Source organism: Kineococcus terrestris (assembly GCF_041020755.1).
Classification (GTDB): Bacteria; Actinomycetota; Actinomycetes; order Actinomycetales; family Kineococcaceae; genus Kineococcus; species Kineococcus terrestris.
On sequence record NZ_JBEUEI010000024.1, the window covers coordinates 42,444 to 60,537 of the forward strand.

At 74.1% G+C, this 18,094-nt stretch carries 24 protein-coding genes and 1 pseudogene; all 25 read right to left on the reverse strand.

Annotated features, from left to right (window positions below):
* Nucleotides 1-76: 76 nt before the first annotated feature.
* The 25 genes and pseudogenes from AB8M62_RS14530 to AB8M62_RS14650 all read right to left on the reverse strand — a co-directional run bounded on the left by AB8M62_RS14530 (nucleotide 77) and on the right by AB8M62_RS14650 (nucleotide 18,005).
* The gene (locus AB8M62_RS14530; RefSeq protein WP_369070007.1) at nucleotides 77-298 is read right to left on the reverse strand and encodes a hypothetical protein; all 222 of its coding nucleotides are present in this window, start codon (nucleotides 296-298) and stop codon (nucleotides 77-79) included.
* On the reverse strand, nucleotides 295-666 hold the full coding sequence (locus tag AB8M62_RS14535) for a hypothetical protein (RefSeq protein ID WP_369070008.1): 372 nt from the start codon (nucleotides 664-666) through the stop codon (nucleotides 295-297). The genes AB8M62_RS14530 and AB8M62_RS14535 overlap by 4 nt, the downstream gene beginning before the upstream one ends.
* Nucleotides 651-1,313 carry a hypothetical protein gene (locus AB8M62_RS14540; RefSeq protein WP_369070009.1) on the reverse strand — a complete coding sequence of 221 codons (663 nt, stop codon included), beginning with the start codon at nucleotides 1,311-1,313 and terminating at the stop codon, nucleotides 651-653. Before AB8M62_RS14540 ends, AB8M62_RS14535 begins: the two co-directional genes overlap by 16 nt.
* Nucleotides 1,306-1,878 (reverse strand): hypothetical protein, encoded by a 573-nt coding sequence (locus AB8M62_RS14545; RefSeq protein WP_369070010.1) that lies wholly within the window; start codon nucleotides 1,876-1,878, stop codon nucleotides 1,306-1,308. Before AB8M62_RS14545 ends, AB8M62_RS14540 begins: the two co-directional genes overlap by 8 nt.
* Nucleotides 1,875-3,020 (reverse strand): baseplate J/gp47 family protein, encoded by a 1,146-nt coding sequence (locus AB8M62_RS14550; RefSeq protein WP_369070011.1) that lies wholly within the window; start codon nucleotides 3,018-3,020, stop codon nucleotides 1,875-1,877. The genes AB8M62_RS14545 and AB8M62_RS14550 overlap by 4 nt, the downstream gene beginning before the upstream one ends.
* Nucleotides 3,020-3,316 (reverse strand): GPW/gp25 family protein, encoded by a 297-nt coding sequence (locus AB8M62_RS14555; protein WP_369070012.1) that lies wholly within the window; start codon nucleotides 3,314-3,316, stop codon nucleotides 3,020-3,022. The genes AB8M62_RS14550 and AB8M62_RS14555 overlap by 1 nt, the downstream gene beginning before the upstream one ends.
* On the reverse strand, nucleotides 3,316-3,600 hold the full coding sequence (locus tag AB8M62_RS14560) for a hypothetical protein (protein ID WP_369070013.1): 285 nt from the start codon (nucleotides 3,598-3,600) through the stop codon (nucleotides 3,316-3,318). Before AB8M62_RS14560 ends, AB8M62_RS14555 begins: the two co-directional genes overlap by 1 nt.
* Nucleotides 3,601-3,610: 10 nt before the next feature.
* On the reverse strand, nucleotides 3,611-3,970 hold the full coding sequence (locus AB8M62_RS14565; protein ID WP_369070034.1) for a C40 family peptidase: 360 nt from the start codon (nucleotides 3,968-3,970) through the stop codon (nucleotides 3,611-3,613).
* 69 nt (nucleotides 3,971-4,039) lie between these two features.
* A pseudogene (locus tag AB8M62_RS14570) lies at nucleotides 4,040-4,294 on the reverse strand (transglycosylase family protein); the annotation flags it as partial.
* Between the two features lie 866 nt (nucleotides 4,295-5,160).
* On the reverse strand, nucleotides 5,161-5,874 hold the full coding sequence (locus tag AB8M62_RS14575) for a LysM peptidoglycan-binding domain-containing protein (protein ID WP_369070014.1): 714 nt from the start codon (nucleotides 5,872-5,874) through the stop codon (nucleotides 5,161-5,163).
* The gene (locus tag AB8M62_RS14580) at nucleotides 5,874-8,204 is read right to left on the reverse strand and encodes a tape measure protein (RefSeq protein ID WP_369070015.1); all 2,331 of its coding nucleotides are present in this window, start codon (nucleotides 8,202-8,204) and stop codon (nucleotides 5,874-5,876) included. Before AB8M62_RS14580 ends, AB8M62_RS14575 begins: the two co-directional genes overlap by 1 nt.
* Nucleotides 8,205-8,219: 15 nt before the next feature.
* Nucleotides 8,220-8,390, reverse strand: coding sequence for a hypothetical protein (locus AB8M62_RS14585; protein WP_369070016.1), 171 nt, complete (start codon nucleotides 8,388-8,390; stop codon nucleotides 8,220-8,222).
* Nucleotides 8,391-8,464: 74 nt separating this feature from the next.
* Nucleotides 8,465-8,947 (reverse strand): hypothetical protein, encoded by a 483-nt coding sequence (locus tag AB8M62_RS14590; RefSeq protein ID WP_369070017.1) that lies wholly within the window; start codon nucleotides 8,945-8,947, stop codon nucleotides 8,465-8,467.
* Nucleotides 8,944-9,351, reverse strand: coding sequence for a hypothetical protein (locus AB8M62_RS14595; protein WP_369070018.1), 408 nt, complete (start codon nucleotides 9,349-9,351; stop codon nucleotides 8,944-8,946). The genes AB8M62_RS14590 and AB8M62_RS14595 overlap by 4 nt, the downstream gene beginning before the upstream one ends.
* Nucleotides 9,351-10,475, reverse strand: coding sequence for a hypothetical protein (locus tag AB8M62_RS14600; protein ID WP_369070019.1), 1,125 nt, complete (start codon nucleotides 10,473-10,475; stop codon nucleotides 9,351-9,353). The genes AB8M62_RS14595 and AB8M62_RS14600 overlap by 1 nt, the downstream gene beginning before the upstream one ends.
* A 3-nt stretch (nucleotides 10,476-10,478) precedes the next feature.
* Nucleotides 10,479-10,997, reverse strand: coding sequence for a hypothetical protein (locus AB8M62_RS14605; protein WP_369070020.1), 519 nt, complete (start codon nucleotides 10,995-10,997; stop codon nucleotides 10,479-10,481).
* The gene (locus AB8M62_RS14610) at nucleotides 10,997-11,410 is read right to left on the reverse strand and encodes a phage virion morphogenesis protein (protein ID WP_369070021.1); all 414 of its coding nucleotides are present in this window, start codon (nucleotides 11,408-11,410) and stop codon (nucleotides 10,997-10,999) included. Before AB8M62_RS14610 ends, AB8M62_RS14605 begins: the two co-directional genes overlap by 1 nt.
* Before the next feature lie 21 nt (nucleotides 11,411-11,431).
* A complete protein-coding gene (locus AB8M62_RS14615) occupies nucleotides 11,432-11,863 on the reverse strand; it encodes a hypothetical protein (protein ID WP_369070022.1) in 432 nt (143 codons plus the stop codon).
* A 1-nt stretch (nucleotide 11,864) separates the two neighbouring features.
* The gene (locus tag AB8M62_RS14620; RefSeq protein WP_369070023.1) at nucleotides 11,865-12,200 is read right to left on the reverse strand and encodes a hypothetical protein; all 336 of its coding nucleotides are present in this window, start codon (nucleotides 12,198-12,200) and stop codon (nucleotides 11,865-11,867) included.
* Nucleotides 12,200-13,132 carry a phage major capsid protein gene (locus AB8M62_RS14625; RefSeq protein ID WP_369070024.1) on the reverse strand — a complete coding sequence of 311 codons (933 nt, stop codon included), beginning with the start codon at nucleotides 13,130-13,132 and terminating at the stop codon, nucleotides 12,200-12,202. The genes AB8M62_RS14620 and AB8M62_RS14625 overlap by 1 nt, the downstream gene beginning before the upstream one ends.
* A gap of 28 nt (nucleotides 13,133-13,160) precedes the next feature.
* The gene (locus AB8M62_RS14630) at nucleotides 13,161-13,529 is read right to left on the reverse strand and encodes a capsid cement protein (protein ID WP_369070025.1); all 369 of its coding nucleotides are present in this window, start codon (nucleotides 13,527-13,529) and stop codon (nucleotides 13,161-13,163) included.
* 3 nt (nucleotides 13,530-13,532) lie between these two features.
* Nucleotides 13,533-14,738, reverse strand: a complete 1,206-nt coding sequence (locus tag AB8M62_RS14635; RefSeq protein ID WP_369070027.1) for a head maturation protease, ClpP-related — start codon at nucleotides 14,736-14,738, stop codon at nucleotides 13,533-13,535.
* Nucleotides 14,738-16,057: a phage portal protein family protein gene (locus tag AB8M62_RS14640; RefSeq protein ID WP_369070028.1), complete on the reverse strand. Its 1,320-nt coding sequence runs from the start codon at nucleotides 16,055-16,057 to the stop codon at nucleotides 14,738-14,740. The genes AB8M62_RS14635 and AB8M62_RS14640 overlap by 1 nt, the downstream gene beginning before the upstream one ends.
* An 18-nt stretch (nucleotides 16,058-16,075) precedes the next feature.
* Nucleotides 16,076-17,623 (reverse strand): terminase large subunit domain-containing protein, encoded by a 1,548-nt coding sequence (locus tag AB8M62_RS14645; protein ID WP_369070029.1) that lies wholly within the window; start codon nucleotides 17,621-17,623, stop codon nucleotides 16,076-16,078.
* Nucleotides 17,538-18,005 (reverse strand): hypothetical protein, encoded by a 468-nt coding sequence (locus tag AB8M62_RS14650; protein ID WP_369070030.1) that lies wholly within the window; start codon nucleotides 18,003-18,005, stop codon nucleotides 17,538-17,540. The genes AB8M62_RS14645 and AB8M62_RS14650 overlap by 86 nt, the downstream gene beginning before the upstream one ends.
* Nucleotides 18,006-18,094: the final 89 nt, after the last annotated feature.

Consider the following 18,094-nt stretch of genomic DNA (forward strand, 5'->3'; position numbering starts at 1 on the left):
GGGGACTCCTCGTGGTGTGGGGGCACGCCGGACAGCCCGCCCACGAGGTGGTGGGCGGGCTGTCCGGGGCGGGCGGTCAGTTGGTGGGCGTCGACTCGCTGGCGCCCGGCTCGGCCGGGGCAGCCGCGGTGGGGACCGGGGCGGGGCTGGCGGCCAGGCGGAAGCCGCCGTTGGGGACCTGCTTGATGAGCTCGGCCTCCTCGGCGGTGATGAGGTTCAGCCGCACGGCCGCGGCGAGCATGGCGTCGGAGCAGGCGCCGCGGTAGCGGGCGCCCAGGAGCGTGTCGAACCAGGTCACGAGAGTCCTCCGAGGGTGGTGAGCATGACGAGTTCGCGCAGCTGGTCGATCTCGGCCTGCATGCGCGCGAGTTGCTGGTCCAGGGGCAGGGGCGGGCGGGCCGGGTCGGGGTTCTCCCGGATCGGCGTGTAGGTGCTCTCGCCGATGACGACCTTGCCGTCCTTGACGAGGGTCGGCTGGGTCATGACGAGCGCGACGAGCTGGGCGTCGGCCAGGTCGTTCAGGCGCAGCAGACCGACGCTGACGTTGGTGGCGCGGTAGGCGACCTCGTCGGGCGGGCCGTCGGGGAAAGCGCTGTTCGTGCCAGAGTTCCACAGCACCTTTCCGGTGCTCTTGTCGTAGGCCAGGAGCATCAGCGGGCCCTCCACGTCACGCGGAAGTTGGTGCTGGCGGTGACGGTTGCAGAGGTCTGGTTCCGCATCTCGAAGCGGAGGTAACCGTCGGCGTCGATGCGGATGTTCCGCGTCTCGATCTGAGCGCTGCCGCCGCTGCTAGGGCTGACCGGGACCGGCACGAAGTCGCTGGAGTTGGTGGCAGCGAACATGACGGGCGCTGTGGTGGTGTTCCCGGCGACCGAGATGCCGAAGGCTCGTGAGGCGTCGGCGCTGGCTGTGAACTGCGCGCCCGGTCCATAGATGCCAGCGCCGATGACGCTAGACGCGATCATGAACGTGACCTCGTCAAAGCCCAGCCCGAGGAACACGCTGAGCGTCAGCCACGTCGTCGCGTTGTTGGCGGGGATGACGACGGCGCCCAGCACGGAGCTGCCGCTGGCGCCGCCGCCGACGGCGCGCCAGGCGGTGCCGTTCCAGAACTGCACGCGCCCGGTGTCGGTGTTCAGCACCAGCTGCCCGATGCGCGGGGAGGCGATGGCGGTGATCTGCGCCGGGGTGAGGGGTTCGGCGCGGTGCAGGCGGGGGGCGACGTCCTCGGCGAGGTTGCGGAGGGCTTGGGGGCCGTTGGCGCCGGCGCTGGGCTCGGGCCAGCGCAGCCCGTAGGGGGTCGTGCTACCCATGCGGCAGCTCCTTCTCGAGTTGGTCCCACGTCATGCCGGACGCGGTCACGTCCGCCCAGGTGCGGCCGGTGTTCTGCAGGTCCCGCCACGTCTGCCCGATGGGCGCGTCGTAGGCCAGGCGCAGGCCGGCGGGCTTGACGGCCAGCAGCGCCGCGCGGGTGCGGTCCTTGTCCGGGGTCTCGGGGGCGTAGGTGGTCACCTCGAGGCGGTACGCGCCGTCCGCGCGCTCGGTGATGGTGACCCGCCGCCCGCCGGTCAGGGTGGCGCGGGCGGCCGCGGCGAGCGCGTCCACGGTGCCGCGCGCGTAGCCGCGGGAGGCGACGGCGGCCCGCTGCTCGTCCACGCTGCCGCCGGTGGGCGGCACCCCGGCCAGCTGGCCCAGCCACCCGGGTGCGGGGGTCGTTACCAGGTCGAAGGCGCTGGCCCAGCCGTCCTCGCCGGTGACGAGGTCGCCGACGTCGTCGAGCGGCTCGGTGAGCGCCTCGACGAGGACGCGCAGCAGCGGCCCGGCCCGCTCGGCCAGCCCGGGGCCGAGGGCGTCCATGACGCGGTCGGCCGCGCTCACGAGACGGTCCCGGTGATGGTGGAGGCCGCGGAGGGCAGCCCGGCCGGGCCGGGCAGGGTGAAGTCGGCGGCGGCGCCGTTGACGGTCAGGGAGACGACGCGGTCGACGCCGGTGACCCGGTCCAGCTCGGCGGCCAGGTCGAGGTAGTAGACGATGCGCTCGTCGCGCCACACGGGCGGCTCCTGCGCGCCGCCGGCCCACACCGCGGGCGAGAGGTACTGGCGGGCACGGGCGGTGACGGCGGCCTGCACGTCGGCGGGGGCGAAGCCCGGCAGGGCCCGCACCTGGTAGACGACGTTGACGGCGGTGTAGGTGGGTGCGGCGGTCTTGACGACGAAGTTCGCCTCGCGCAGCCCGGCGAGCAGGCCGGTGACGGCCGCGCGCACGGGGGCGCCGACGGGCTGGCCGGCCTCGTCGACGGCGACGACGGTGACGGTCCGCTCGGCGTTGGTGGCGCCGGTGTCCGGGTCGTACCCGTCGAGGGCCACGGCGCGGTGCACGCCGGCGACGTCCTTGGCGCGCACGGCGAAGTCGGCGGGCAGGATCGGGGTGCGGGTCAGCGTCGAGAGGGTGGCGACGAGCCGGTCGAGGTAGTCGGCGTCGGCCTCGGGGTCCGCGCCGCCGGCGGAGGGGCCGGTCTCGGCGACGACTGAGGTGATGCTGGGGGTGGAGGTGGCGATGGTCAGCGGCCCGGTGGGCACGCCGTTGGCGTAGGTGCCGGTGTCGCTGGCCACGAGGGTGACCGCGCGGGTGGAGGTGCCGGTGGCCATCTTGACGTCGGCGGGCAGGGTGAACGCGACGGGCACCTCGTCGGCGGTGACGCCCACGGCGGTGAACCCGGCGGGGATGGTGATGCCCGGGACGCTGGAGGTGATGCGCGCCTGGAGGGTGGCGGCGGCGCCGGGCAGGTACGTGACCCCGAACAGCGTCTGCCCCAGCTGGCGCACGGCGGCCGCGGCGACGTCGACGGCCAGGCGTCGCAGGTCGGCGACCTCGCGGCCGATCTCCTCGGCGAGCGCGACCTCGAGGGTGCCCTCTCCGCCGGGGGTCCAGCCGGGGATGCGGGCGGCCAGGCCGTCGAGGATGCGTCGGGTGACGTCGTCGGGGTCCTCGGCGAAGGGGAAGTCGACGTAGCCGGCCATCAGGTGTCGCCTCCGGCGGTGATGGTGACGGTGCGCTGCTCGAGCGGGCCGTCGACGGTGAGGGTGAAGTCGGCGCCGCGGGGCTCCCACTCGCTGGCGGCGGCGTGGGTGGCGCTCAGGTCCGGTCCCTGGAACAGGGGGTCGGGGGTGCCGTAGCCGGGCACGGACAGCCGCTCCCCGGGGCGGGTGGCCAGCAGCACGCCGAGGGACTGTGCGATGTCGGCGGAGCTGTCCTGGGCGACGGTGGACAGCTGCCCGCCGGCGCCCAGCGTCAGGGGCAGCTTGAGGTGGCGCATCAGCCCTCCCAGGCGAGGATCCAGGGGCCGGTGGTGGTGGAGACAAACGCGACGGTCACGCCGACGGGCAGCTGCTCGCGCTGCAGCCGCGGGGTGCCGTCGACGGTGGCCAGGGCGGGGCGGTGCCCGCCTCGGCAGGGGCCGGAGGGGTGGGCCTCGGACTGCCCGGCGGTGGTGATCCACACGCCGGTGGAGTCGGAGCGGGTGACCCGCCCGGTCTGCACCGGCGCCGGGGCGGGGGCCGTGGGGCGGCGCAGGACGGCCTGCTCGAAGGGGCTGGGCACGCGGGCCTCCTCAGATCCAGATGGCGGCGTGCGTCCAGGTGCGCTTGGCGGCGCCGCCGAAGACGTTCACGCCGGTGGACTTGCCGCGCGCCTCCATCGTCGAGCCGTCGCCGAGGCTGAACGCGACGTGCGTGGGGTCGCCGGTCATGCGGAACAGGACCGCGCCGCGGGTGCGCAGCCCCTCGGCGACGGAGATGAGGCGGCCCTGGTTCTTGCAGGTGGCGAACTGCTGCTTGGACCCGCCGGCCAGCTGGCGGCCGGCGTGGGCGGTGGCCGCGGCGACCAGGCCGGAGCAGTCGTAGCCGGGCCGGCCGTTCTTGCCGCCCCACACGTAGGGCTTGCCGCGCTGGGAGAGGGCGAAGGCGAGCATCCGGTCGCGGTCGGCGTTGCCGGTGCTGGTGGCGGTGCCCACGACCTTGCCGCTGGAGCGGCGGTCGACCAGGCCCAGCTTCTTGCTGCACGCCGGCCAGGGCTTCCACCCGCGCTGCTGGTACAGCTTGGTGGCGGCCTCGTCCTGGGTGGCGGGGGCTGCCTCGTGCGGGTAGCCGGAGTAGCCGAGCCCGCGCCAGGTGCGCAGGTCGAACTGGTAGGCGCCGTAGTAGCCGTTGCCGGTGTTCGTGCGGTAGTTCCCGCCGGACTCGCACTGGCGCAGCCGCGCCAGGTCGGCGCTGATGTCGCCGTTGTCCTCGGGCAGGAACCCCTCCTCGCCCGGGTCGGCGCCGTCGACCTTCTGCGGGGGCGGCTCGGCGAGCACCAGCTGCCGGCGCACCAGGTCCACGGAACCGCGGGGGCTGGTCAGGGAGCGCTCGAAGGAGGAGACGAGCCAGTCGCCGTCGGCCCACCCGAGGCGGGACAGGCGCACCGCCCGGCCGGGTGGCAGGGCCCACCGCTCGGCGGCGACGGTGAAGGAGGCCTTGGACGCGGGCTGGGCGACGTCCATCTCGAAGTTGATGGGGGACAGCACGACGTCGGAGTCCTCGCTGAGCGCGAGCGGCTGGGACAGGCCTGCCAGCCACTCGTCGGAGCCGACGAGGACCTGCCAGCCGTCGGAGAAGCAGCGCCAGCCGACGTCGCCGGCCAGCTGCTTGAGCAGCTCCCAGGAGGAGCCGTCCTGCTCGCGCTTGACCTCGCTGTTGACGACGCCGCGGGCGGCGGGGTCGACGCTGACACGCACCCCGGCCTCGCTGCACAGACGCTGGGCGATCTGCGCGCGGGTGGAGGTGGAGGCGGGGATGAGCAGGGGCCCGCGGGGGCGCTTCATCTGCACGGTGACGGCGTCCTCGAAGGTGAGGACGACCACGTTGTCGCGCTTGGCGACGGCGACCAGCTCGAAGCGCAGGCCGGACACGTCGGCGTAGGCCTTGCCGGCGATGCTGCGGCTGGTGATGAGCAGGCGCCGGTAGTCGGCCACCTCGAGGGTGAGGGTGGAGCCGCCGTCGACCTTGCGGTCCAGCCGTGGCGGGGAGCTGATCGCCTCGGTCAGGTCGGAGGCGTAGTCGGCGCCGACCAGGCGCAGGCCGGTCAGGTCGAGGTCGGCGAGCACGTGCCCTCCCGGTGAGGTCAGGGCAGCTTGAGGACCTGCCCGGGACGGATGCTGCGGGGGTCGCGGACCCCGTTGAGGTTGGCGATGTCCGGCCAGCGCGAGGCCGCACCCAGCAGGCGGGCGGCGATCCCGGACAGGGTGTCGCCGGCCACGACGGTGTAGGTGCGGGCCGGGCCGGGCGCGGGGGCGCCCTGCCGGTCGGCGGCTTCCCGGGCGGGGGAGGTGGCGGCGGCCTTGGTGGAGTTGGTGATGACGTCGTGGGCGACGTGCTGGGCCAGGGCCACCTCGTAGGTGTTCAGGCACACGCGCCCGTCGGAGTCCCGCCGCCACGGCGCGCCGGGGGTGATGGACTCGATGACCCACAGGTCGCCCGGGCCGATGCCGTACAGGGGCCCGGACAGGCGCACCAGCGGCGGCGGGGTCCGCGCGCCGGGCGGGATGGCCAGGTGGTGCAGCTTGACCGTCTCGGCGGTGATGTCGGCCAGCTCGTCGCCGCGCAGCTCTCCGGCGAACAGGCACGTGAAGCTCTGGCGCTGGATGCCGTAGCCGGTCCACTCCAGGTAGCTCTGCCGGCGGGGCCGGGCGACCTCGTCCCACGTGGAGTTCGGCGGGCTGAGCCGGGCCGCGCCGATGAGCTCCACGGTGACCGGCGCCAGCGGGGAGTCCGCCGGCGCCAGGGTCACCGAGGTCAGCCGCTGCGGGGTGCGCTCTCGCCGTTCGACCGCCGCCATCATCCCCTCGCCATCTGCCGGTTGGCGTCGTCGTACACGGCTCGGGCGATCTCGCGGCCGTCGAGGATGACGGGCACCTCGATGCGGCGGGCGGGCAGCTGCGCGCCGGAGGGCAGCCCGTAGTCCTCCCGGGTCAGGGACAGCGGCGCGGGGTCGATCGTGGCCGGGGCCACCGCCCGCAGGAGGTTCTCGTGGCTGGTGATCTGCCCGGCGGCGCCGGCGGTGTACAGCTCGGGGCCGTTCTCACCCACGAGGTAGGTGGTGCCGCGGCGCACGGGGCCGCCGGTGGCGCGGCCGCCGCCGAACAGGCCGCTGATGCCGCTGGAGACGGTGCCGATGGCCTGGCCGAGGGCGCTGTTGCTCAGGCGGTCGCCGAGCTTCTTGACCCAGTCCCAGGCGTCGCGCAGCTTGCCGACGAAGGAGCCGATGGCCCCGGCGATGGAGTCGAACTTGCCCTTGGCGAAGTCGACGGCCATGGCGAAGCCGGCCTTGATGACGGGCACCGCGGTGCCCTTGATCCAGTCGATGGCGGAGCGGAAGGCGCCCGTGAGGGAGTCCCAGGCGCGGCGCCCGATCTCGGTCTTGGTGAAGAACCACACCAGGCCGGCGGCGAGCGCGGCGACGGCGGCGATGACCAGGCCGATGGGGTTGGCGGTCAGGGCCGCGTTCAGCAGCCAGGTGCCGGCCGCGGCGGCGCGGGTGGCGGCCGTGCTGGCGATGGTGGCCACCCGGTGCGCGACGGTGGCCGCGGTGTCGCGGATGCGCTGCAGGGTGGTGACCGGCGTGATGCCGTTGATGAGCAGCAGGGTCGTCGACATCGAGCGGTAGGACATGGCCAGCGCCAGGTTCGCGGCGGCCGTGGCGAAGGCGGCGGCCACCTCGGCGGCCTTGATGGGCAGCCCGGCGATCTGCACGAGCAGCAGGCCCTGCTGGGCGACCTTCCACGCGACGAATCCGGCGACCAGGGCCGGCATCCAGCGGATGATCGTGTCGGCGTGCTCGGAGACGAACCCGAGGACGGTGCCCAGCGCGGAGGCGGTCACCTTCAGGGCGTCCATCGGCGCGGAGCTGTCCCCGGCGGCCTGGCCGAAGGAGCGCAGCGCCTCGCCGATGCGGGAGAAGTCCACGCCGGCCAGGGCGCCGCGGACCTGGTCGAAGACCGCGGGCAGGTTCATGGCCGCCTCGCGGATGGAGAACAGGATCCCGACGACCTCGGAGTCCTCCAGCTGCCCCCAGATCGGGGTGCTGTAGTCGCCCTGGAACAGGATGGTGAACAGGCCCTGCGCCGTCTCACGGATCTTGAAGAGGGTGTCGATGACCCCGGAGTCCTCTTCGATGCCCAGCTGGCTCCACCAGCCGCCGTTGAAGTCCCCGCGCACGAAGATCTCGTAGGCGCCGCCGAGGGCCGCGGTGACCTTCCCGACGCCGTCGATGACCTTGGGCAGGGCGCCGGCCACGAGCGTGTTCGCGTCCCCGAGGATGGTCTTGACCAGCGGGATGGCCGGCTGCATGGCCTGCGCCAGTCCCATGCCGACGGTGTCCTTGAAGGTGGAGACCATGCCGGACAGGGACTCCGACTGCGCCTCCATGAGGCCGTTGAACTTCTCCAGCCCGGCGCCGGACTCCAGCGCGCCCATGAGCTGCTCGAGCTCGGTCTTGCCGAGCTTGCCGGCCTGGGCAAGTTCGGCGACGGCCTCCTTGGACTTGCCGGTCGCGGCTGCCAGCAGGTCGAACACGGGGATGCCCGCGTCGCGCAGCTGGTTCAGGTCCTCACCGGTGATGCGCTGGGCGGCGTTCATCTGCTGCAGCGCGACGGTCGCGCGCTGCACGCCCTCGGCGCCGGTGCCCATCCCGGACGTGGCGTTGCCCAGGCTGGTCATGATGGGGATGACCTTGTTCGCGTCGATCCCGGCGGAGATCAGCGAGGAGGCGGCGGTCTGCAGGCCGGGGAAGTCGAACGGCGTCTTGGCCGCGAAGTTCGACAGGTCCTGCAGGAAGGCCTGCGCCCGCTCCCCGGAGCCGAGCATGGTGGTGAACGCGATCTGCGCCTGCTCCATGTCGGCGGCCGTCTTCAGGCCGACAGCGGCACCGGCGGTGGCCAGGGTGCCCAGCCCGGTGGCCAGCAGGCCCACGCCGGTGGCGGTGGCCCGGACCCCGGAGGCGATGCCGCGCCCGGCCAGGCCGGCCAGGCCGCGGGCCGCGCCGAGCGCCGAGCGGGAGACCCGCGACAGGCGCGTGTCGACGCGCTCGACGTCGGCGGCGGTGTCGCGCAGGCCGCGCGAGACGCGGTCGCGTCCCTCCACGGCCAGCCGGATGCTGATCTCCGCCACGTCGGCACCTCCAGGTCAGGGGGTCATGGCGCGCACCAGCCGGGTCAGGTGCCGCGCCAGCGGGCGGACGGTGAGCGCTGCGGTCTGGGCCGCGCCGTAGTCCAGCTCGGCCTTGGCCCGCCGGTTGGTCAGCTCCTGCGCGCGGGTGATGACCGCGGCGGCGATCTGGAACCGGACGGGGTCCAAGGCGAGCAGGGCCAGGGGGTCGGCCCAGCCGAGGGAGAGGGCGACCGCGGCCGTCTCGACGGCCGGGTCGCCGCTCAGTTTCCCGGCAGCGCCTCGATGACCTCGATCTCCCCGCCGGTGGCGAACTCCTGCAGGTGCGCGGAGACCAGGAGGACGTCGACGTCGGTGTACAGGTAGCCGACGATGTCGCTGCCCTGCTCGGGCACGTCCTTGCCCAGCAGCTCGCACAGGCGCGCGTCGAAGGTGGGCGCGTCGCCGTCGGGGTCGGCGGAGACCAGCTGGCCGGCGTCGTCGCGCAGGTAGATGCCGGTGCAGGTGGAGGCCATGAGTTTCTTGGCGAAGGCCACGTTGGCCTTGGCGGTCCGCTCGGTGTTGCCCGACTGCTGCGCCTTCTGCACGGGCCCGGACAGGCGCGCGAGCTCCTTCTGATCGGCGGCGCGGTAGCGCACGACGACGTTGGTCTCCGGGATGGACAGGCCCACCTCGCGGGTGCGCACGCGCCGCTCGGCGGCGGCGAGCAGCCCGGCCATCGGGGAGTGGGGGTGCTCGTGGGTCACTGCACGTCCTCCACGGTCATGGTGACCTCGAAGACGGAGGTGTCGGTGCCGTTGGAGTCGCTGTCGGGCGGGGTGCACCCGGCGAAGCGGCCGCGGTAGACGGTGGGCTGGCGGCGGGGGTCGCGCACGCCGTCGACGCCCAGGGGGTAGACGGTGACCGTCATCGCCCGCGAGATCGGGTCGGTGAGCATGCGCCGCTCCAGGGCGGGGTCGTCCCCGGCCAGCCGGCTGATGGTCAGGTCGTCGTAGGTGGCCTGGGAGGGCTGCGCGACGCGACCGCCCATGCCGCCGCGGCGGTAGGTCTGGTTGTCGTGGGTCTTGCCGCCGCCGGAGTGCGAGTCCCACGTGCCGGCGGGGCGGCCGTCGTAGGAGACGACGACCTGGTAGTTGTCCTGGCTGGCCATCAGGCCACCTCCTCCGTGAGCGCGCCGGGCTGCTGCACGACGACGTCGAAGACGAGCCGCTCGGCGTACTTGCTGAACGCGGCCTCGATGGACACGCGCACCAGGCCGGCGGCGGCGTCGGCGGGCGAGTCGGAGACGACGACCCGGTAGCTGGAGCCGTTGGTGCCGTAGAGGGCGTCGGAGGCCTCCAGCTGCGCGAGCAGCGACACGACGGCGGCCTCGATCTCGTTGGCCAGCTGCCCGCGCGCGTCGATGGTGCGGAAGAGGAACTCGTCGAGGACGCCGGCGGCGCCGTTGCCGATCTGCATGGCCAGGCGCCCGAACTGCAGCTGCGTCCAGCGGCTGTCCGCGCTCAGGGAGCGCCAGTTGCCGAGCAGGACCTGCCCGGGGCGGCGCACGAGCGGGTTGATGCCGTTGTCGGCCAGGACGTCCTGCTGGGCGTCGGTGAACGTCAGGGAGACGTTGGTGGCCAGGCGCGAGATGCCGGCGCCGTTCTGGCTGCCGGCGGGCACACCGCCGGCGTGGCCGAGGAGGCCGTCGCGGCGGCCGACGAGGCCGGCGACGATGACCGAGCCGGGGATCTGCCGGTCGACGCCGGCGGTGCCCACGGCGCTGACCCACCCGGCGATGAGGCCGGCGCGCACGGCGCCGGGCTTGGCCTCCTGCGCAGCGGCGAAGGCGGTGAGCTCGGCGACGGTGGAGTCCACGTCGCCGTCCAGGAGCACGCAGCGGTTCGTGGCGTCGGCGTGCGCGAGGAGGGCGTCGTGGGCGTTCTGGGAGGCGACGCCGGGGATGATGACCTGCCCGATGCCGTAGGTGGCGACGTCGGCCTTGGCCAGGGCGTTGGCCCACACCGACACCTGCGCGCCGGCGGCGTCCAGGGCGGCGATGTCGGCGCGCACGGCGATGACCTCAGGGGATCCCTCGGCAAGCGCGTCGGCGACGTACTGCGCGTAGGGCTGGGGGATGCCGGCGTCCGTGGCCTCGGTCGCCGCGCGGCAGCGGACCGGGTTCTGCGGGCCCGTGGTGCCGGGCCAGATGAGGAACGTGCGGCCGGTGTCGGAGTCGATGCCGCGCCGCGGCGGTGCCGCTGCGACGGAGACGACCACCTGGGGGCGAGGCATGGCCTACTCCTTCGGGGTGACGGTGGTGGAGTGCTGCGTGAGGACCGGCAGAGACGCGCCGGGGGGCTCGGTGAGGGCCGGAGGGTCGGCCAGGGGCGCGGTGACGTTGAGGAACACGCGGCCGCCGCCCAGGGTCAGGCCGTGGTCGGGGTCGGTGAGGTCGGTGTAGTCCTCGCGGACCAGGCGCCAGTCGGTGCGGACGGCCGCGCGCAGGCAGTCGCGCAGAGCCGCGACGTAGCCGTGCACGGCGGTGGTGGTCTCGTCGTAGCCGTAGCTCTGCACCCACACGGCGACCACGACCGGCCAGGTGGCCTCCAGCACGCGGCCGCGGCGCTGGAACTCGCCGCTCGTGCCGTTGGTGGCCACGGCCACGGCCGGGTAGGAGACGGTGTCCATCCGGTCGGGGTCGGGCAGCGTGCGCCACAGGGCGGGCAGCGGGAGGTCGGGCGGCAGGAAGGCGCTCAGGTGGACCTCGAGGTGGTCCTTGACCGGCTCGAGGACGTCGCTGGCGGTGGTGGCCATCACGAGCCTCCGGTCAGGTGCCGTGCGAGGACCTCGGCGACGTCACGGCGCACCCGCCACTCGTCGACCCGGGCGGGGTCGCGGGCGGGCATGCCGCGGGCCCCGGCGGCCAGGTACTCGGCGTAGGGGACCGTCGTCTCGATCTCCACGGACCCGGCGCCCTCGCGGGTGCGGGTGTAGGAGGTGCCGCGGGTCAGGGAGTCCCGCAGCCGCCCGCTCTTGACCAGGGTGAGGCCGCCGGCCTTCTCGCTGCGTGGCCACCCGGCGCCGGTGGCGAACTGCCGGGCCGAGGCGCGCTGCAGGACGTCCAGGACGTCCTCGGCGACCGGGCGCAGGTCCTCGGCGTCACGAGCGCGCTCGAGCAGCTCCTGCCCGGCCTGCTCGGCGTCGGAGGTGAGGTGCAGGCGCAGCATGCCGCTCACCTCCTCGGCTGGTCAGTAGGCCCGGCCCGTGCGGGTGTCGGGCCACGCGGTGGCGGGCGGGAAGGAGAACCGGGGCCGGGCTGCGGGCCCGCCGCCGGGGCTGCCCGCGGCGCCGGCCAGCTCGGCCTTGACGGCCAGGTAGTTCGCGCGCAGGGCCTCCGCGCGCGACTCGGCCCCGTTCTGCTGGGAGGGGAACAGGGACCGCTCCAGGGCGGCCGCGGTGCCGAGCGCGACGCACCAGGCGGCGCGCTCGGCCTTCTCCAGCGGCGGGGGGTCGCCGACGACGGCGGCGACCTCGGTGATGATGCCGGCGGCCAGCGTGTCGACCAGCTCGGGACGCCCGGTCAGGGCCTGCGGCGGCCGCTCGATGAGCAGCGCCTGCACCTGCTTCAGGTCGAAGAGGTCCTTCAGGCGCTGGGGGGCGTCACCGGTCTGGTCGCTCACGTCAGCCCCCGTACTCGGCGAGGATCTCGTCCTTGCTCAGCGCCTCGACGGTGGCCCGGTCGGCGCCGAGCGCGACCGCGTAGGCGACCCACTCGTCCTTGGAGGCGACCCGCCGCGGGCGGGCCGCGGAGGCCGTCTGCGGGGCCGGCCCCGCCACGGGCTCGGGCAGGACCGGCACGAAGGCCTCGCCGTCGACGGCGACCAGGCCGAGGTCGGCCAGGCGCTGCACCTCGGCGGCCGGGACCCCGTCGTGCAGGAGCGCGCCGCGGTAGAAGTACGCCGGGGTGCCGTCCTCCAGGACGGCCACCGCGGCGCCGGCGGTGACGACGGCGGCCATCAGGCGCCGACCCCGGTGATGACGCGGGCGGCGCCCGGGGAGGCGACGACCGGCACGGTGACGCGGCGGGCGCGGACCCGGTACTGGTCGTTGCGGTCGTCGCGGATGGTCTTGACCTCGACGCTGGAGCCGTTGCCGGCCCGCACGTAGCCGGGACCGCCGAGGTTCTCGTCGGCCATGCCGCCCAGCTGGGTGGAGTCCACGACGAAGGCCGTGTTGGCGCCGGTCGGCAGGTTCGGCGTCGGCAGCCAGCGCAGGCCGGCGATGACGGGGAACTGCGCGGTGACGACGGTGCCGTTGGCGGACTCGCGCGGCAGGTAGCCGGCGTCGAGGAACGTGGCCATGGCCAGCGCGAACGCGGTGTCGGACACGACGACCGTGTCGGCCTCGTAGCCGAGGTTGAGGTCCCGGATCCGCGCCTGCGCGGTGACGACGTCCAGGAACAGCTGCTTGGCCGTAGCGGTGGCCCACGGCGCGGCGGCCGCCTGGGTGGCGGTCACGCGCGAGGCGATGACGCCGAGCGCGACGGAGTCGACCGTTCGAACGTTGGTGTTCACCAGCTTGGTCAGCGCCCGGTTGACGGGGTCGATGCCCTGCCGGGCGATCGACTCGTCGGTGATCTCGGCGTCCTCGCCCCACTTCGCGGTGCGCACCAACGTGGCGGGCCCGGTGCTGAGGGTGGTCAGCGGGTACTCGCCGCCGGGGCTGACCTCCTGCGGGTTGCGGTCGGCGAACTGCGTCTCCTCGCCCTCGACCAGCACCGCGCCGCCGGAGACGACGTAGCGGCCGGTCAGCAGGGTGTCCGCGATGTAGCGGTTGAGGGCCAGGTCGGCGATCCGGCGCGCGATGAGCGTCGGGTTCGCCAGGAACCGGTTGATGGTGATGTTGTCGCCGCTGACGGTGGGCGGCGGCGCGGGGTAGGTGATGCCCACGGGGATCGTCCTTCCTGGGGTCGCCGCGTCAGCGGGCGAGCTTGACCTGCACCGGCTGCCCGGCGGCAGCGGTGGTGAGCGCGACGCCGACGATCTGCGAGGCGTCGGTGCCGGCGCCGAAGTCGGCGACCTGGCCGTTGGCGGCGGCGGCCACGCGGGCGCCGGCGGTGATGGCGCCGGAGGCGGTGAGCAGCTGCACCCCGCCGGAGTGCACGGTGACGCGCTGGCCGGTGCCGGCGTCGAAGGCGGCCACGCCGATCCACGCGCCGGAGGCGGCGGTGGAGGGGGCGACGGTGCCGGCGCCGGAGACGACGAGCAGCTGCCCGCCGGTGACGGCCGCGGAGGTCGTCAGCGGCAGCGCGGTGCCCGGCTTGAACAGGGGGACGTAGTCGGCCACGGGTCAGCCCTCCTTGGGGGTGTCGCCGAACAGCTGGCGGTAGGTGTCGTCCTCGGTACTGGCCTGGTTGCGCACCTGGGTGCCGGAGTCGCCAAGCTCCTCCAGCGGGACCAGGCCGGGGGCCAGGCTGGCCAGGACCTGCTCGGCGCCGGGGTCGGCGGCCAGCTGGTTCAGCCAGTGCTCGCGGCGCGCGGGCGGGATGCGCCCGTCCTGCACGGCGGAGTCGACGATCGCGGCGCGCTCCTGCTCCAGCTGCCGGTTGCGGGCCTCGCGGCCGGCGGCGGCGTCGGTGCGCAGCGCGTTCAGGGTGGCCTGGTCGACCAGGGCCATGCCCTCGGGGACGGTCGGCGTGGTCGGGGTGGGCTGCGGCGCCGGCGCGGTGACCTTGTCCTCCAGCGCGGCGAGGATGGTGCCCTCGTCCGCGTCAGAGGGGACACCGGCGAACTCCCGCAGAGCGGTCATCTGCTCGTCGCTGAAGGCCACGGCAGTGCTCCTCTCGCTGGTCTGGGTGTTCCTGCTACCGGACGCGGACGCGACCGGGGTTCGGGGGGCCGGGGCGTGGGCGCGGCCGGCGTGCGCGAAGACGGACAGGTCGAACGCGGCCTTGGCCGGCGCGTCCTCGTCGTCCTCGCGCTTGGTCTCGACGCGGTCGGCCAGGCCGGCCTCGACGGCCTCCTCGGCGCTGAACCACGTCTCGGCGAGCATCACGTCGCGCCAGTCGGCCACGGTGCCGCCGGCCTTGTCGGCGTACATGGACGCGATGTTGTTGCTGATGCGGTCCAGGTCGTCGGCCAGCTTGCGCATGTCCGCGGCGTTGCCGATGGCCATGCCCCAGGCGTCGTGGATCATCAGCTCGCTGTTGCGGGCCATGACGACCTCGTCGGCGGAGCCGGCGACGATGAAGCTGGCGGCGGAGGCGGCCAGGCCGTCGACGGTGGCCACCACGCGCGCGGGGTGCTGGCGCAGGGCGTTGGTGATGGCGATGCCGTCGAAGACGTCCCCGCCGGGGGAGGAGACGTGCAGCTCGATGGTGTCGACGTCCTCGAGGGCCTGCAGGTCGCGTGCGAAGTCGCGCGCGGAGACGCCGAAGTAGCCGATCTCGTCGTACAGGTCGACGCGGGCGGTGGTGCTACCGGGCTGCACCGCCATGCGGTAGCCGCTGCCGGAGCGGTTGGAGGCGAGCGCGTGCAGGCGCTGGCGGGGGTCCATCACTGCTCGTCCTCCTCGGTCGAGGGTGGGGGCGCCGCCGGCGGAGGGGGCGCCGGCGGCGCGTCAGCGGGGCGCGGGGGCAGGCCGTGCATCTGGCGCACGGCGGCCTCCAGCTCCGGGTCGCTGGTCAGGGCGCCGGCGTCCAGCAGCGTCTTGAGCGCTGTGGCGGTGGCCAGCTGCTGGGAGCCGATGGGGTCGAACACCAGCCGCGGGGCGGGCTCGTCGTCGCCGAAGTTGATGTCGACGAGGTCCTCGATGACGTGCTGGGTGGTCACGTCGGCCACCTGCTGAGCGACCGACTGCAGCGACTGCGTGAACGTCGCCGACTGCACCGCCGCCAGCGCGTAGGAGCCGGAGCCGCCGCCGAGGTTGAGGAAGTGCGCGAGGACCGCGCGGGCGATCTGCTCGTCGTGGTAGCGGATGGCCCGCTCAGCGTCCGGCAGGGACCCGGACACCCCGAGCAGGTCCATCTTCGCGCCGAAGGGGACGGCCCCGCCGGCGGTCTCACCGGAGCGGAAGCTGGTGGCCATCTCGTGCCCGGCGTCCAGGTCGGCGTTGCCGTCGGCCGCGGTGTAGACGGGCACGCCCATGCCGTTGCGCTCGATCGTCTGCGTCCAGACCCGCAGGTTGCGGTCCTTCAGCAGCCAGTTCTTGTACGCCGGGCGCAGCAGCGACGTGCCCAGCCAGTTCCCGCCCTCGCGCTCGTGCACGTAGGCGACCAGCCGGTTCACGCTGATGCGCACCGTCGGGCTGGGCAGCCCGGCGGGGGCGTACTGCTCGATGCTGTTCAGGCCGCCGTCGGCCTCGACGTTGACCCGGGCGATGGTCTGCGGCATCCGCGGCGCCAGCTTGCGCAGCCTGCCCCGGCCGCGCTCGTCGATGCGGTACACCTGCTCGAAGAACATGTGCCCGAAGGGCAGCATCAGCTGCACCAGGTTCAGGTGCTCCAGCCAGGAGAATCGGTCGCGGGTGCGCGGGCGCGGCGGAGTCTGCTCGGCGCCGACGATCGGCAGGCCGAGGTCGTCGGCGACCAGGGCCACGACCTCGTCGCGGGCGCCGGCCGGGTCGATGCGCCAGGGGGTGGACTGCACCGGCAGCCACACGGCCCGCAGGACGCTCTTGACCTGCGCGTCCTGGCGGCGCATCTGGTCGAAGACGGCCACCGACAGCGGCCAGCGCAGCTCGGGGGTCTCCTGTGGGGCGCTCCACCAGTCCAGCGCGCCGCCGCCGGTGCCGGCGTACCCGGCCTCGCGCAGCGGTGCGGACGTCTTGGCCTGCGGTCGCAGGGCCCGGGGCTTGGGCGTGCTGGGCTGGGCCACGGACACCTCCTCGTCAGGTCAGAAGCCGGTCGTCGCCAGGGAGCCGCGCGAGACCGCCATGGGATCCACCCCGCGGACGGGGTCGCTCGTGCGCACCACGCGCGGGGGCGGTGCGGGGGCCTTGGGGGCGGGCTGCGCCTCCAGGCCGTAGCGGGCCAGGGTCACCGACACCAGGGGGGTGATGTCGTCGCCGCTGCTCTTGCGGTTCCACGCCCAGGCGTCCCCAAGGGGGCGCCGGCGGGCCGCCTTGAGCGCCTCGGCCAGCAGGGGGTCGCCGCGGTGGGCGAGGCCGTCCTGAGTGGCGTCGGCGTAGAACAGCCCGCACGCGGCGGCCATGTCGCGGCCGGAGATGCGGGCCACGTCGATGCCCTTGCGCTCGATGGAGGGGATGAGCGCGGCGGCCGGGGAGCCAGCGTCGATGACGATGGCGGCCGGGTCGTGCCGCTCGACGAGCTCGACCAGGCGGTCGACGACCCAGTCCGTTCCGGCGCCGTTCTCGACGACCTCCACGCTGGGTCGCCCCGAGCGCAGCCGGCCGGCCACGCCGATGCTGGCGCGCGGGCGGTCGCCGGGGGAGACGTCCACGGCGAGCACGACGGGGTCGAGCATCGCCGCCTCCGTCTCGGTCAGCGCGTCCCACACCTCGGGCGCGATGAGCGAGGAGGCGATGTGGCGCGGCCACATGCCCAGCCGCTCCCGGGCGAACGTCATCGGGTCCATCAGGCCCAGCTCGTCGCTGATGGTCTGCGGGCGTAGCCGCCGGCCCAGGGCCGGGTTGGTCGCCGCCCACAGCCGCCGGTCGTGGACGTTGGGCTCGACGAGGTGCCCGTCGCCGTCGACGTCCTGCTCGATGGACCACTCCAGCCAGCACAGCCGCTGGGCGCTGCCCTGCACCCCGGCGGTGCGCACGCGCGTGAAGACCTCGCCGACGCTGTTCGGGCCGGGCGGGGTGCCCATGATGATGATCTGCGGGTTCGGGCTGGCGGCAAGCGTGGGCTGCAGCGCGGCCAGCGCGTCCTCGGACAGGTCCTGCGCCTCGTCCAGGACGAGGACGTCGACGGAGAAGCCGCGGCCGCTGTTCTTGGAGCGGGCCACGAACTCCACCGACCCGCCGTTGTGCAGGACGATGGCCTCCTGGCCGTTTGTGCGGCGGATCTCCTTGACCAGCTCGGCCAGCTCGGGGAACTGGCGGGGGTTGTCGAAGAAGCTCAGCAGCCGCTGGAAGGCCTTGCGGGCGGTCTTGACCTCGTGGGCGGTGTGCAGGAACCGCTCGCCGAGCACGACCGTGCCGTACAGCTCGCGCAGCTCCAGGGCGCCGTTCTTGCCGTTCTGGCGGGGAACGGCCAGGCCGCACTGCGCGGAGGTCCACATGCCGGCCTCGTCCACGCCCAGCCAGCACTCCAGGACGAAGCGCTGCCAGGGGTCGGGCGGCAGCTGGCACTCGACGCCGAGGTCGGCGGCGTCCTCGCCGTGGGAGCGGTCAGCCGCCTCGGGTACCAGCGCGACGCGGGGGCGTTGGGCGCCCGTCAGCTTCGCGCTGGGCGAGGCGGTCGAGGAAGCTGCCACGGGGCTGCTCTCCTCCCGCGGGTGTGGGCTTGCGGGCGCCGGTCGGGGCTGCTGGTGTCACGGCGGCGAGCAGCTGGCGGAGTGTGCTCTGCTGCTGGCGGGCCTCGGCCATCACGCCGTCGACGGTCATGGTGAAGCTGCGCTGGTCCTCGGTGTCCAGCTCGAACATCGAGCGCAGGTGCATGAGCTGCAGCACGCCCTTGCCGGCGATGATGCCGTTCATCTGCTCGAGCCGGTCAGCGCAGCGGCAGGCCTCTTCGAGCACCACGCGCGCGGCAGCGTCGGTCATCGTCGAGCCGGCCAGGTCGCGCCACAGGCGCGCACCGCGCGCACCGAGGCCCTCGGGAGGCTCGAAGTGCTCGGCTGCAGCGGTTTCGGCCACGCCGGCGCCTCCGTTCAGGGCTCGGGGGGAGATTTCTTCACTGCCCCGTGAGTCTGGAACCCCGCGGCCGCTCAGAAATCTGAGCGGCC